The sequence below is a fragment of the Sphingomonas changbaiensis NBRC 104936 genome, assembly GCF_000974765.1.
GTDB classification, from domain to species: Bacteria; Pseudomonadota; Alphaproteobacteria; order Sphingomonadales; family Sphingomonadaceae; genus Sphingomonas_B; species Sphingomonas_B changbaiensis.
The window spans coordinates 22,812-37,471 of the sequence record NZ_BBWU01000025.1; the positions used below are offsets into that span (position 1 = coordinate 22,812).

13 protein-coding genes are annotated in these 14,660 nt (G+C 59.9%); 11 read left to right on the forward strand and 2 right to left on the reverse strand.

The window, feature by feature from the left end:
- Positions 1–31 precede the first annotated feature (31 nt).
- The 11 genes from SCH01S_RS15740 to SCH01S_RS06040 are packed head-to-tail and all read left to right on the forward strand — an operon-like array spanning position 32 to position 11,220.
- On the forward strand, positions 32–829 hold the full coding sequence (locus SCH01S_RS15740) for a class I SAM-dependent methyltransferase (RefSeq protein ID WP_052733804.1): 798 nt from the start codon (positions 32–34) through the stop codon (positions 827–829).
- Positions 826–1,938, forward strand: coding sequence for a DegT/DnrJ/EryC1/StrS family aminotransferase (locus SCH01S_RS05995; protein WP_046347883.1), 1,113 nt, complete (start codon positions 826–828; stop codon positions 1,936–1,938). Before SCH01S_RS15740 ends, SCH01S_RS05995 begins: the two co-directional genes overlap by 4 nt.
- Positions 1,931–2,995, forward strand: coding sequence for a thiamine pyrophosphate-dependent dehydrogenase E1 component subunit alpha (locus SCH01S_RS06000; RefSeq protein ID WP_217995417.1), 1,065 nt, complete (start codon positions 1,931–1,933; stop codon positions 2,993–2,995). The genes SCH01S_RS05995 and SCH01S_RS06000 overlap by 8 nt, the downstream gene beginning before the upstream one ends.
- Positions 2,992–3,981, forward strand: a complete 990-nt coding sequence (locus SCH01S_RS06005) for an alpha-ketoacid dehydrogenase subunit beta (RefSeq protein ID WP_052733806.1) — start codon at positions 2,992–2,994, stop codon at positions 3,979–3,981. Before SCH01S_RS06000 ends, SCH01S_RS06005 begins: the two co-directional genes overlap by 4 nt.
- Positions 3,978–4,688 (forward strand): sugar transferase, encoded by a 711-nt coding sequence (locus SCH01S_RS06010; protein ID WP_046347884.1) that lies wholly within the window; start codon positions 3,978–3,980, stop codon positions 4,686–4,688. Before SCH01S_RS06005 ends, SCH01S_RS06010 begins: the two co-directional genes overlap by 4 nt.
- Before the next feature lie 17 nt (positions 4,689–4,705).
- Complete coding sequence (locus SCH01S_RS06015; RefSeq protein ID WP_046347885.1) at positions 4,706–5,953, forward strand: glycosyltransferase; 1,248 nt, start codon at positions 4,706–4,708, stop codon at positions 5,951–5,953.
- The gene (locus tag SCH01S_RS15745; protein WP_052733807.1) at positions 5,953–6,807 is read left to right on the forward strand and encodes a class I SAM-dependent methyltransferase; all 855 of its coding nucleotides are present in this window, start codon (positions 5,953–5,955) and stop codon (positions 6,805–6,807) included. The genes SCH01S_RS06015 and SCH01S_RS15745 overlap by 1 nt, the downstream gene beginning before the upstream one ends.
- A 49-nt stretch (positions 6,808–6,856) precedes the next feature.
- Positions 6,857–7,537, forward strand: a complete 681-nt coding sequence (locus SCH01S_RS06025; protein WP_052733808.1) for a class I SAM-dependent methyltransferase — start codon at positions 6,857–6,859, stop codon at positions 7,535–7,537.
- Between the two features lie 27 nt (positions 7,538–7,564).
- On the forward strand, positions 7,565–8,821 hold the full coding sequence (locus tag SCH01S_RS06030) for a hypothetical protein (RefSeq protein ID WP_157032827.1): 1,257 nt from the start codon (positions 7,565–7,567) through the stop codon (positions 8,819–8,821).
- Complete coding sequence (locus SCH01S_RS06035) at positions 8,818–10,107, forward strand: hypothetical protein (protein WP_157032828.1); 1,290 nt, start codon at positions 8,818–8,820, stop codon at positions 10,105–10,107. Before SCH01S_RS06030 ends, SCH01S_RS06035 begins: the two co-directional genes overlap by 4 nt.
- 3 nt (positions 10,108–10,110) lie before the next feature.
- Positions 10,111–11,220 (forward strand): glycosyltransferase, encoded by a 1,110-nt coding sequence (locus SCH01S_RS06040; RefSeq protein WP_046347888.1) that lies wholly within the window; start codon positions 10,111–10,113, stop codon positions 11,218–11,220.
- Here SCH01S_RS06040 and SCH01S_RS06045 read toward each other — a convergent pair.
- Positions 11,186–12,379: a tetratricopeptide repeat protein gene (locus tag SCH01S_RS06045; protein WP_169746362.1), complete on the reverse strand. Its 1,194-nt coding sequence runs from the start codon at positions 12,377–12,379 to the stop codon at positions 11,186–11,188. The genes SCH01S_RS06040 and SCH01S_RS06045 overlap by 35 nt on opposite strands.
- A 48-nt stretch (positions 12,380–12,427) precedes the next feature.
- On the reverse strand, positions 12,428–14,659 hold the full coding sequence (locus SCH01S_RS06050; protein ID WP_084689416.1) for a GumC family protein: 2,232 nt from the start codon (positions 14,657–14,659) through the stop codon (positions 12,428–12,430).
- Between the last annotated feature and the right edge of the window lies 1 nt (position 14,660).

Consider the following 14,660-nt stretch of genomic DNA (forward strand, 5'->3'; position numbering starts at 1 on the left):
TGCTCGTCCCGCCTCTCGATATGGTTTCGCCATGACCCGCCACTTTGTCGACGTGACGGAAATGGGCGGGCAGATGATCTCTACAGAGCAACTGCAACGGACCTGTGACCGGTATCACTGGGCTGCGGAGCTCGTCCGTGGAACGGATGTTCTCGAAGTCGGCTGCGGAGCCGGCCAGGGGCTTGGCATCTTGCGCGCGGCCGCGCGGTCCTTGGCCGCAGGCGACATCTCGCCGGAAGTCTTGTCGGCGGCGCGCGATATCGCGGCGGACGATGTCCACCTGGAGGTGTTTGGGGCCGAGCGCATCCCGTTTCCCGATGCGAGCTTCGACCACGTCCTCTTGTTCGAGGCGATTTATTACATCGCCGACAAAGATCGGTTCCTGAGCGAGGCCAAGCGTGTGCTGCGTCCCGGCGGACGGTTGCTGATCGTGACGGCGAACAAGGATTTGTACGATTTCAATCCCAGCCCCTTTTCGCACGGTTATCTGGGAGTCGGCGAACTGACGCAAATGCTTGCCAAGCACGGGTTCAGCCCGTCATTCTCCGCCTCACACAATGTAGAGGCGGTGAGCGCCCGCCAACGAATTTTGCGCCCGCTCAAATTTGTCGCCGCAAAGTTCGGCCTAATTCCCAAGAGCATGGCGGGAAAGGCCTGGCTCAAGCGCCTGGTGTTCGGCAAACTCATCCCCATGCCGCCGGCGCTGGATACGGTGCAGCATAGACTGACCCCACCGGTCCCGGTCGAAGCTGGCCGTGCCGACACACGTCACAAAGTGATCTACTGCATCGCCACCAGCTTCAATCAGGAAATCCCAGGTTCAACATGAAAGTACCATTTTTTGATTGGGCCGCCTATTTCAACGAGCGCGCCGACGAGTTTGCCCGAATCTTGACTGAAACTGCCGGTGCGGGCCGGTTCATCCTGCAAAAGGATGTCGACGAATTCGAGGCCGCGCTGGCCCGCTTCATCGGAGTGAAGCACGTCATTGCCGTTGCCGATGGCACGAACGCGATCCTGCTGGGCCTGCGCGCCAGTGGCTTGCGCCCAGGCGACGAGGTTATTCTTCCGTCCCACTCGTTCATCGCCGCTGCCCAGTCCGTGCACCATGCGGGCGGAACTGTCATCCCGGTTGAGCTGGATGAAAGTGATTGGCTGGTATCGCCGGAGGCAATCGAGGCGGCGATTACACCCAAGACACGCGCCATCATGCCAGTCCACGTGAACGGGCGAACGTGCCAGATGGACGCGATCATGGACATCGCGGCCCGTCATGGCCTCGAGGTGTTCGAAGATTCGGCTCAGGCCGCGGGCGCGCGCCTCGACAACAAGCCCGCGGGTGCGATCGGCCGGTGGGGAACCTACAGCTTTTATCCGTCCAAAACTCTCGGCTGTTTTGGCGATGGAGGCGCGCTCGTCACGAACGACGACGAAATCGCCGAACGCGTGCGGGCAATGCGCAATCATGGAGCCAATCGCGACAAGGTGATCCCACGCGACGTCACCATCTGGGGCACGAACAGCCGCCTGGATAATGTGCAAGCGGCGATTCTCGTATACAAGCTCACCTACTATGCGGAAGCCATCGAGCGCAGGCGCGAAATCGCGCGACAATATGATGAGGCCTTTGCCGAGCTGGACGGACTGCGTCTCCCTCCCCCGCCGGAAGACGGCCGATATTTCGACGTCTTTCAAAACTACGAGCTTTGCTGTGACCGGCGAGATGAATTGCGTGCCCACCTCTCCGAACAGGGCGTCGGGACCATAGTCCAGTGGGGAGGATTCGGCATTCACCAGCTGCGGGGGCTTGGATTTAATCAAGACCTGCCGATCACAGATCGCTTTTTCAAAGAATCGCTGCTCTTGCCGATGAATCATGTGCTTTCGGACGAGCAGGTTGCGCATGTAATTCAGAGCGTCAGGAGTTTTTGTGCATAGCACCACTTCGGACATGCGGCTCGGGCCGCTTGCTGACCCTCAGCTGTTCAATGAGCCGCTCGACCTGGGCAATGGCGCAACGGATGCGCTGCTCGGCTATTATCGATCCATGCTCAAGATCCGGCTCGCCGAAGAAGTGGTGGCCGATCTGTATGTGGCTGGCGAAGTGCGGTGCCCATGCCATCTCGGAATTGGCCAGGAGGCGGTCGCGGTCGGCGTGTCTTCCGCTTTGCGCCCGACCGACCGGGTATATGGCGGCCACCGCAGCCACTCCCACTATCTGGCCGTCGGCGGAAACCCCGCGGCCATGATTGCCGAGATCTTCGGCAAGGGGACAGGTGCTTCGGCGGGCATGGGCGGATCCATGCATCTCTATGCTCCCGAGGTCGGCTTCCACGGTTCGGTTCCGATCGTCGGCGCCACGATACCAATCGCCGCGGGCGCCGCTCTGGCCGCCAAGATGGACGGTCGTGGGGATGTGGCAGTCGCCTACTTCGGTGACGGGGCGTGCGAAGAGGGCATTCTCCACGAAACCTTGAACATGGCATCGGTGATGCGCCTGCCGGTGTTGTTCGTCGCCGAAAACAACCTTTATTCAAGTCATCTGGACATCAAGCTGCGCCAGCCGCTCGACTCAGTCGCACGGTTCGCGCGCGCGAACGGGGTCGAAGCCGAGTTGGTGGACGGCAACGATGTGGTCGAAGTTGCCCGGGCGGCCGAGCGTTTGGTTCGCGCCAGTCGAGAGGGCCGCGGGCCTGGGTTCATCGAAGCCGTGACCTTCCGTTGGCGAGGCCATGTCGGCCCTAACGAGGATATCGACGTGGGTGTGCGAAGAAGCCCCGATGAACTGGCCGCATGGAAAGGGCGGGACCCGATCGGCAGGCTTCGATCGGCGCTGATCAATGCCAAACGTGTCGCCCCCGACAGCTTCACGCTGATCGAGGAAGAAATTCGGACCGAGCTGCGGGATGCCGTTGAGGCCGCCCGTGCAGCGCCATATCCGCCGGAGGCGGCACTTCTCGACATGGTCTATGCCAACGGGGGGCAGACGTCATGAGTTCGGTCGCTTATTGCGATGCCATCCGCCAGGGATTCGGGTTCGTCATGGAATCCGATCCCAAGTGCCTGGCGATCGGCCAGGGCCTGTGGAGCCCATGGTACGTAGGACGGTCGATGGACGGTCTTGACCGCCGCTTCGGCAAGGAACGCGTGATCGACACGCCTGTGTCGGAAGGCGCCACGACGGGCATCGCCGTCGGTGCAGCCCTGCACGGCTATAAGCCTATTGTCATCCATCCGCGGATGGATTTCATGATCCTGGCGACCGACCAAATCGTGAACCAAGCCGCAAAGTGGCGGCATATGCTTGGCGGCCACTGCTCCCCCGCCATGGTGATTCGGGGAATCGTCAATCGCGGCGGCGAACAGGGCGCTCAGCATAGCCAGGCACTGCATAGCTGGTACGCGCATATACCGGGCCTGCGCGTGGTGATGCCCGCGACACCGACCGATGCGCGCGACCTGCTCATTGCGGCGACGCAATCGCCCGACCCCGTTCTCTACATCGACGATCGCTGGCTCTACGAGTGGGAAGAAGAGATGGCGCCAGCGGCCGATGTTGATTTGGAGTCGGTTGGCGGCGTCCTCCGACGTGAGGGCGACGCAATCACGCTGGCCGGCGCGAGCTATTCGGTGAAGCTGGCGCTGGATGCCGCGGAGATCCTGCAAACACACGGAGTGACGTGCGATGTCGTCGACATGCGCATCCTCAATCCCCTCGACCCGGCCGCGCTTCGCCGCTCGGTGCGCAAGACCGGGCGCCTTCTCGCCATTGACGGCAGTTGGAGCAATTGCGGCTTCGCGGGCGAGCTGATCGCAAGCGCTGTCGAGGGCACGAGGCCTGATGAGTGGCGCGCGATGCCCAGTCGAGTCACGCTTCCTCATGCGCCTGCTCCCACCAGCAAGCCGCTCGAGGCTGCTTATTACCCGACCGCCGACAGCGTCGCCGCAGCCGCCCTGGACATCGTCAAGAAGAGCACATGACGAAACGTGCTCTCGACGTCCTGGCGGCTGCGATCGGACTGGCCATATTTGCCCTGCCGCTGGCCGTAATTTTGGCTCTGGTGTGGGGGCAGGACCGCAAATCCCCACTTTACTTCGGCGAACGCGCAGGGCGTGACGACCGCCCGTTCCGCATGGTGAAGGTCCGGTCGATGGTGGTGAACGCCGATCGAACGGGCGTTGAATCCACCGGTGCTGACGATGCCCGGATAACGCCCCTCGGAGCATTCGTGCGGCGCTACAAGCTCGACGAGCTTCCGCAGCTCTGGAATGTGCTCGTCGGCGACATGAGCTTGGTAGGGCCTCGGCCCAACACGATGAAGGCCGTTGCGAGCTACAGCGAGGCCGAACGCGGGCTCTTGGCCACCAGGCCCGGGATCACGGATTTGTCGTCAATAGTGTTTTCGGATGAAGGGGAGATCATCAAGGATTCCACCGATCCCGACGCGGCCTATGATCGACTGATCCGTCCCTGGAAGAGCGAGCTCGGATTGCTGTATGTGCGGCATGCCGGTCTCGTGCTCGATCTTAAGCTGATTTGGCTGACGATAGTGGCGATTGTCGACAAGCCGGGCGCGCTGCGCCGCATCGTCCCGATTGTGCAGGAGCTCGGCGCCCCTGACCGGCTTGTCGAAATTTGCCGCAGGGACCGCGATCTCGCCGTGTATGCGCGCGAAGCGCACGCCTGAATCTGCACAAGCCGGCAATGCACGCTCCGACCACAATCTGGCTGGTGACGATCGGCGAGCCTTTGCCGATCGAGAACGGCAGCAGAGCATTGCGGACGCGACTGCTCGCGCGCGAACTCGCGCAGCGTGGTCACCGAGTGGTTTGGTGGACGTCACGCTTCGATCACTTCGCCAAGCGCCACCACGAGGAACCGGCCGACTTCGTCGACACTGGCGAAGGCTATACCCTCGGTTTCCTTGATGGCGTCGGGTATCGCCGGAATCTCTCGTTCGCACGCCAGCTCAATCACTGGCAGATCGCCCGAGACTTCGAGCGCAAGGCCCGCACGCAGGATAGACCGGCAGCGATCGTCTGCTCCTTTCCGCCGATCGAATTGTCCGCAGCCGTCGCCCGTTTCGCCGATCGGATCGGCGCTCCTCTGATCGTGGACGTAAGGGACCTCTGGCCGGACGAGCTTCGATCGCGCATCCCGTCGATGCTCGCGCCCGCGGCAGCTCCGGCGATCGCGATGATGGAACGGTCCGTCTCCCGCTCGTTCGCGTCGGCCCGGTCGCTTGTGGGCGTCTCGCGGCAATATTTGATTTGGGCAGCGGCCAAGGCCGGCCGCCCGAACGACGACCGCGACCAGGAGATCCCGCTCGGTTATCCGGACCACCCCGGCTCGGCCGCCATGCGCGCGGGGCGGTTTGCGGATGGCGAAAAGTCCGAGGTGACATTCCTGTTTTCGGGCAGCTTCAACAACAGCGTTGACCTGCCCACGTTTATTCGCGCCTTCCGAAGCGTCGATCGCCCTGAGCTCCGCGCGATCATCTGCGGTGACGGCGAATACAGCGAGAGCTGGCGTGCGCTTGCGGCGGGCGATCGCCGGATCGAATTCGCAGGATGGGTCGACGCCGCTACAATCCGTGAAAAGGCCGCTCTCGCCGACGTTGGACTGGTCTGCTACAAGGCCGGGTCACACGTCGCCCTGCCCAACAAGCTGTTTGAATATATGAGCTTCGGCCTGCCGGTGCTCAACAGCATTCCTGGCGAGGCATCGGAACTTGTCCAGACTGCAGATATCGGCTGGAACTATGCCGCGGAAGATGGCAATCAGCTGCGGTCGGTCCTGGCGGACGCGGCAGCAGACCAACGTTTGCGCCGACAGAAGGCGCTTAACAGCGGACGCTTATTCGAGAATAGTTACTCGTCCGAAATGGTTTACCGATCCTATGCGGATCACATTGACCTGATCCTGAAGAATTGTTTGAACGGAGCACATTGATGGCGAGCGATAACATCGACGCGTTGCTTGAACGCATCGACGAGATCGACCTGATCGAAAACAAGGCATGGTTGGGCGAGCTCAATCAACGCAAAATTGCTGAGCTCGAATTTCACAACCGCGACCGTGACCCCGAGTTCCGCGCCAAAGCGGCGGAATCCGAAGACTCGTTCGAAAGGTTTTACGGAAACAAGAAATATTACGACACGATCAAACGGTCGAAAGCGTATGTTGACAACTGGATCGCCGAGAATGCGCGTGGAAAGGTGTTTCTGGACTACGCCTGTGGCAATGGCCACAATGCCCTCCATGCGGCACGATCGGGTGCGAAGCTCGCACTCGGACTCGACGTCAGCGATGTTTCCGTCCAGAATTGCCGGCGCTTCGCGGCCGAACAGGGCCTGAGCAACACGCGTTTCTTTCAGGCGGATGCCGAAAACACGAAGCTTCCCGATAACTCGGTCGACGCGATCATGTGCTCGGGCATGCTGCATCACTTGGATCTTTCCTACGCCTTTCCCGAATTGCGCCGCATCCTGAAGCCAGGCGGCAAGATCCTCTGCCTGGAATCCCTGGAGTATAATCCGGCCATCAAACTGTATCGGATGCTGACGCCGGACATGCGTACCGACTATGAAAAGGCACATATTCTTGGCTTCAAGGACTTGCGCTTTGCGCGTCGATTCTTCGATGTCCGCAATGTCAGATATTGGCACGTCGTCGGCTATGCCGGGGGTAAGCTGACCGCTGTCGCCAGTTTACTGGACCGGCTGGATCGCCTCTTCGAAAAAGTACCGGGCGTCAACTGGATGGCGTGGATCTTCACCTTTGAGCTGCATAAGCGAGCCGAATAGCCGACGGTTCGGTGCGGCTCAGGCAACGCGTCAGTAACGGAACATCATCATGCGCGCGATCAAGAAGCTCATTCGTCAGACGCCGATCGTCGGTCCGTCTCTTAGCCACCTCAACCGGTGGTTAGATGCGAAGAAGTTTGATACTTCCGAGGACTATTGGGAAGAGCGGTATCGGACCGGCGGAAACTCCGGGCCCGGCTCCTATGGCAGGCTCGCAGAGTTCAAGGCTCGAAAGATTAATGCGATTGTTGCCGAGAAAGGTATTCGGACGGTCGCCGAGTTTGGATGCGGAGACGGCAATCAGCTCCTTTTGGCTGACTACCCGTCTTATGTCGGCTTCGATGTAAGTGAGACTGTTCTGCAGAGCTGCAGAGTAAAATTCAAGGAGAAGAAGAATTTCTCTTTTCGACACGCATCTAGCTACAGCGGCGAGAAATTCGATCTGTCGATGAGTTTGGACGTCATCTTTCATCTAGTGGAAGATGACGTATTCCATAAATATATGGCAAACTTATTTTCCGCGTCCGATAAGTACGTTCTAATCTATTCGAGCGATTTCGACGACTCGGGAGAGTTTGGCGCGCACGTGAAGAATCGAGATTTCAAGCGCTGGGTAGGAAAGAACGCTCCTGAGTTTGTTCTTGAAAGCCGCATCTCAAATCCGTTTCCTTTCAACGGTGATCATGAAGAGACTTCGTTTTGCGACTTGTTCCTGTACAAGAGAGCCTGAAGCGAAGTTACCTGAGCCGCTGTTGAAATGGCCTCTTCGTTCCGAGATTCATTAGGAATAAACGTTGTCGTCCAATCGTTTGGCGCAGCGCTTTCCTTTCTGCTGGCGCTTGGAATCACGTTTCTTTGGGGCGCTCCCGCGCAGGGGCAGTTTGCTCTTATAAAAAGTTGGGTTGAATTCGGCTCGTTGGTCGCCCTTGCCGGGCTGCCGCAGGGATATGTATTCGCGATCAACCGGCATAGCGCCTCGGCCTCGGCCCTGAGCCGGTTCTCCTTGACCTACTGCCTGCTGAGCTTTCCGTTCGCGGTGTTCGGCGCGGGGGTCACAGTTTGGCTGGGATATGCGCCGGATGCACAACCGATTCTGAGCGCGGGGATACTCGCATTTTCGCTGGTAAGTTACACCTATCATGGGTTGATCCGGAGCATTCTGCTCACCCAAAATGACGGCCTCGCCTTCTCGCTTTTCAGCATTGCTCCCGCGCTCCTGCTGGCACTGAGCGTGGCCGCGAGAATCGGGTCGCTTCCGAATTTCTATTCCATTTTCATGCTTTCCTCCGCCGGAGTGGCGATCGTCGCCGCATTCTCCGCAAGCCGGATCGGCTTTGCACGCGATGGGGAGATATCACGCGACATTTGGCGGAGCATTGTCCGGCAGTCCGTCCATAGCTTCATCGTGTCCGTGCTCGGATCGGCCCAGATCGTCGTGCTGTATGCGACAATGCGATATCTTGGCGCCGACCTTGCCCAGGTTGGCTTGATGAGCGTCGCCCTGCTAGTCGTCAGCGCGGTGAACGTCCTGTGTACAATGATTTCGCCCGTGCTTTACAACCGCTGGAGCAAACAGGACCATTCGGGGCGGCTCGGCCAGTTGAGCGCACAAATCGCGCTCACATCACTACTGGGTGCGGCTGCGCTTGCAGCATTGACCAGCCTCGCGTTGTTCGGCGCGATAGAGTTGAATGTGCGCCTTGCGGCAGAGGTCAAGATCCCTGCGCTGGTGCTTTGCGCTGCCTTGCCGGCCATTCTTTATTCGCGGTTGATCATACCCGCTCTTTTCGCTGCGGGACGACCAGCGCCCGTGACCGGTTCATCCCTTCTTCGAGTGCTGCTGCTTGCTCCTGCCCTATGGCTCCTCTGCCAGTCGGGAGCCCCCGTCTTGATCGCGGCCTCGATCGCGTTCGCGGCGGTTGAAATCGCCGGCGCCGCGTGGATCGGCGGAGCGCACATACGTCACAGAGCGCCGGAAAACGGCAGGCCGCCAGTCCACGCGAGTAAAGCATGATTGTACTGCTCACCATACTGACCGTGTTATCGCTGGCTCCGGCTTGTATCGTCGCCTTCAGGAAGCGCCGATATTACTTCCCGTTTCTTTTAGTCTTACTTTACTATTGCGTCCAAGTTCCTCTAATGCTTGGAAATATGTCGATTTTTATCGAATCAGACATTTATGCCAGCGTACTATATATTCTATGCTGCAATTCCGTACTTACGATCATCCTGCTGTCTGTTGAATACCGGATGCCAGCTCCGGTTCCATATAGGCCTGGCCTCGATATAAGCCAGACAGCGACTGTATTGCTCCTGTTCGCACTTGTCGGCCTCGTTCTCTATGTCGTGAATCAGAGCGGCCTGGATTTGGATGAAAATACTTGGGCCAGACGTGAAGAGAATTATTTCAGTCTCTATGGCCCGATCATATCCTACTGCGGATTCTTGATTTTTGGGCTATGGACGATCCTGAAGAGAATCTCCTTGCGAGTAGTCCTCCTTCCGGTCCTCGCCCTGATATTCTTATCAACGGGCGCCCGAGTCATTTTCATGGTGCTCTTCGGAGCATTCTGGCTGTTCTCTCTGCGAAAGCTGAGCCGGCGACAGATCATTGTCTTCGGCGGCCTTGCGGGAATTGGCTTCATCGCGCTGCACGTCGTGACTCGCGTGCTGCGCAGCGTCAGCCTTCTCAGCCTGCTGAACGGCGATTTCACGCCTATCGCCGAGGCGCTCGCGGATTCGCAGGATCTGACTGGCGGAGATGGCTCGATAGGCGAAGGATTTGTACTCGCCATGCAGGGAGTGCGGGATCAAGCGATTGTGACGGCTCCCCTGGCGACGATCACCCGGCTTCTGCTGCTGCCTCTGCCTTCTACCGTGGTTCCATTCAAACCCGACGACATCACTTACCGGCTTTGGCGCTATGGGATCGAGTCCGGATATTTCGACCAGGACCTCTACTTCAGAAGCTTGGTGGAATCCTATTCTCTCGGCCAGAATGGTTCGCTGCACCCCATTTTGTGGGGAGATGCGCTGTTGAATGCAGGATGGTTGGGCTGCCTGATCTGGCCGGCCTTGTTTGCGGCTCTGCTCATTGGGTTGGAGCGGCTGATCATGGCGCGCCCGGATCGCTTCCTGGGACGAATGTCGGCGGCCGTTGGAGCACCTGGCCTTATTTACGTGGTGCGCGGGAATGTATTTATCGGCGTCGTCATTATGCTCATCCCGATCCTGTTCTCGTTAGGATTGTTGCAGGCCAAGCGTATATTCGCGCCGCGCCAGACGCTTACGGCGACCTGACGCATGAACGTCGCGATGCTGGCCAGCGCTGCCAATATCCACACTGTCCGCTGGGCAACAGCAATTGCGCGTCGGGGCGTACGGGTCAGTCTTTTCTCGCAACACCCCCCGGCGCCGGAACTGGCCGGCGAGAAGGTGGAGGTCCATCTTCTGCCATATGCCGGCATGCTCGGCTATGCGCGAAACGCGGCTGCGGTCCGCCGCGCCTTCACCTCAAGCGGCGCAGATTTCCTGCATGTTCATTATGTCGGCGGCTATGGATTGACCGCGCTCCTGTCCGGCGTGGAGCCGGTGATGATGTCCGTCTGGGGAGCTGATGTCTATGACGTGCCCGAACGGTCCCCAATTCATCGCTGGCTGGTGCGCGCGATCCTCCAGCGAGCTCGGCTGATAAGTTCGACAAGCGAAGTCATGGCGCGACAGACGCGCGCTCTTGGCGTGGGCAGGCCGATCCGTGTGGTGCCATTCGGCGTCGACACCACTCTCTTCGTCCCAGAACCTCGGCCCGTCGCCGGCAAGATCGTGATCGGCACGGTCAAGACGCTTCACCCAAAATACGGGATCGACACGCTGATCGAAGCATTCGCGCTGCTGAGCCGGATACGGCCCGACCTTCACAAGGCAGGTCTGCAGCTCAGGATTGTCGGACGTGGAGAGTATCTGGAGACCTATCAGCGGCTCGCCCGCGACCTGGACATCGATCACCAGGTCGAGTTCAGCGGATTTGTGCCGCACAGCGAAGTTCCGCGCACGCTTGGAACATTCGACATTTACGTGGCCGCAAGCCGACTGGACAGCGAAAGCTTCGGCGTCGCCGTCATCGAGGCGAGCGCGTGCGGCGTACCAGTGATCGTCTCGGATGCAGGTGGTCTCCCGGAAGTGGTGCAAGACGGCACGACCGGGCTTATCGTCCCACGGGAAGACCCCGCTGCTTTAGCCGATGCAATTAGCCGGCTGGTCGACGATAAGGATCTCCGGGCCAGAATGGGCCGCGCCGGTCGCGACCACGTCCAGGCGCACTATGAATGGGGCAAGTGCGTCGACGAGATGCTTGCCTGCTACGAAGCGATGAACGCCGCTATGATCCAAGTCGGCGGATCGAGACGGCCTTGACGGCCAGCCCTGGATCCTCACTGCCATTCGCGGTGCTTCGTTCAAGGACGAGAGTCTGAGCCCTGCATCCTTGCGGCGGCACCTTGAAGCGAGCAGACGCACCAAGATCACCGGACAGGTTGGAACTCTCAAACGGGGCCGAAACCAACTCGTCCCGCACAGCATCCTCGCAGCGGATTAGCCAGCGGCCGTTCGCGCCCTGGGAAGAGTCGAGAGAACGAGCAGTCGAGGTGATCGCATAGGACCCTGGGGAAAGCACTAAGGTAATCGTCGCTGCATTCGCGCGGCTGCCCTGAATCGTGCTAAATAGAGCCCCGTGCCCTTCCATTCGATCGATGCTGGCATTGCTGACCTCATCGTTGATGAGCTGCCAGTCGAAAGGCGAAAAATAGGGTGTCGTTTCGAAATCGCCGTTGTAAACCAAAGGCGCTCGCGCAGGCGGGATCCCGACCGTCGCCAAAAACAACCCGTGCGCCTCACCGAAGCGCCGGTCTCGGTAAAGCCGATTGATCAGCTTTTGAACCACGCCCCAATTGTCGCGTTCCCGATACGCACCCCAGCTCTGCGCGAAGGCAGATATCGGAGCTGACGAGGGACCATTATCCGCAAGCCTCGAAAAGAAATCCGGGGCCCAGGACGGGCGTCGCGCCACGAAGCGTCGAAGAGGTTCCGAAATAGCCGGATCATCGGTCGCTTTGACCAAGATCGGAATGAGCAGGTCACGGGCTGACGACGATGTTCTGAGCGCCTCGTCATACTGCAGCAGCGCCTGGTCGATATTGTTGCGGCTGACCGCGTCCTCGATCAGCCACAGGTGAACACCCAGATCGCGCTTGGACAACTTGTTCGCCAGCGTAAGCGTCCTTCGAGCTTCCGCGATATGGCCGGTAAGACCATCGATAAGCCCGATGTTACGAAGCGCGACGATGCTCATCGGGTCCCGGGCCAAAGCCGATTCCGACAAAGACCGCGCGCGCGTCAGGGACGCGCCATCGCGTTTCCCCGCCATCACGCCCTCTGCCATCTTGGCCTTGGCGCGCGCGTCCCAGGGAGCCCATGTCAAAGCGAGCCGGGGTTGTACGTCTCGCAACACGCCTGCCACCCCGACCGCAAGCACTAACCAGAGGCCCAACACCAGAAACAGGGAGGCTCCCACCACTCGGGCAACCGCCCCGCTGTCCTTTCGCATTGCAAACCCCGCCATGTACTATTCGGCCAGAGCTTCGGGTCGCTCCCGACCATAGCCGTAGCCATAATCGTATCCGTAGCCAAAATGGGCGCGATTAGCCTCGAACTTGGTTAGTACGACGCCCAGCAAGCGGGCATGGGCGCCCCGCAGGCGGTCGATCGCGACACGTACCAGGCCCGCCCTGATCCCATGCGACTCAACAGCAAAAACGGTACCGTCGACCCTGCTGGCGATCAAAAGTGCGTCTGCAAGTCCCATCACAGGCGGAGAGTCGATGACGACGTGGTCGAATTCCTTTGACAGGACGTCCAGCAGACTCTGCAGCCGCCCGCCGCCCAACAACTCCGCAGCGTTGGGCGGAGTCGGGCCCGCGCTCATCGCGAACAAACCGTCATTGGCAGTCGCGTGGATATTCGGACGATAATCATCCGACCCGGCAAGATAGTTGCTCAACCCGGCCGTGTTGCGAATGCCGATGATGCTGTGAACCGAAGGCGACCGCATATCACCGTCAATGAGCAGCACGCGTTTGTGCCCGCGGGCGAGCAGGAGAGCTACCGCATAGGCCGTCGTGGACTTACCTTCGGCAGGCCGCGTGGACGCAACCGAGAGGCTCGCCGGCACGCCATGCTCGGTCGACAGCTCGAGATATGTTTGCACCGCCAGATAGGCATCCACGAGCGCCGACTTGCGATCCTGGAGCGTCTGCATGGGATCTTCGCCCCCTGCCAGGCGGGGGATGGTGCCCAGCAGCGGCAGGTCTAGCTCGTCTGCGACATCGCCCGGATTGGTGATCGTTTCGTCGATATGCTCCAGTGCGAAAGCCGTTCCACCCGCCATCGCAAGGCCGGCAAGGAGCGCCACTGCGAGGTTCAGGACGAGGCGCGGACTGGCCGGACGCTCCGGAACTTCGGCCCGGTCGACGATCGCGATATTGTTAGTACCGACGCCGGCAGCGACGCCGATTTCCTTGTAGCGCTGCAGCAGCCCGTCATAGAGTTGTCGATTGGTATCCACGTCGCGCTGATAGATATTGTACTGGATACTGCGCCGCTTCAGATCGAGCAGCTTGCCCTCGAGCTTCGCGACCTGGTCCTGCAATGCGCTTTCACGCGCGACACTTGCCTCATAATTCGTACGAAGCGTCTGGCCGACCCGCGATTCCTCTCGGGCAATGCTGCGGTCAAGGTCTCGAATTTGAGAAGCGATCGCAACCGCGGGCGGATAATCGGGTTTGAATTGAGACAACATGCGCGAATATTCGCCCGCAAGTTCGGCCCGCTTTTGGCGGATTCCCGAAATGGCGAGATTTTCCAGCCCTTGATCAGTCGCGCCGCCGTTCTGGGTTCGGGTGAGCTGGCTTTGCGCGCGCACTCGATCAGCAGTGGCCTTGGCCAGCTCTAGGTTCAGCGAAGCCAAATCGTCGGCAACGAGCGAGCGCTCGGCCGACGCGCTGCCGGTTGCACCCCCTTGCGCGGGGAGATTGATGATCCGCTGCCGTCCCGCATAGGCTACGAGGTTACGTTCCGACTCCTCGAGCTTTGTCCGCAATTGCTCAAGCCGTTGCTCCAGGAACCGGCGCGCGTAGCTGCTCGCGTCGAACCGACGCTCAAGATTCACCCGGATGAAATTTTCCGCCCACGCATTGGCGATCTGCTGCGAGAGCACCGGATCCGGGCTGGTGAAATCCACGTCAACGAGACTGGAACCGCGGATCGGCGCAATATCAACATGCTCGAGCAGAATTTCGCCCGCCTTGCGCAGTCGCGTCGGGCGAACCACACGAGAGTCGCGGCTGTTATTGGCCTGCTCGTATGCGCGCTCCTCCCCGAACATGGTGAAAAACTGACGATTGTCAGCCAGGTTCAGCTGTCGGGCGACCTTTTCCGCGAGCGACCGGGACTTTAACAGGCCATATTGGGTTTGAAAAAACTCGAGATCGACCGGGCTGGATTCCGGAGAAACGCCCTGGATATTCACGACCTTGTTGGATTCACGCGCGATTTCGACACGCACCGTCGCACGATAATACGGCGTCATCAGCAGAGTGGCGACAAGGCCGACGACAAGCGTCGCCGCGATGATGCCCAGAATAACCCAGCGCCAGCGAAGGATAATGCGCAAGTAGCGCGTCAGCAGCGGGATTCGATCTCCCCCGGCATCCTTGGCCGGAGCATCGGGCCGGAATGGTTGAACGGCCGCAATTCGAGCCGCGCTACCCACATCCCGACCTATAGAAAGGTCGTTCATT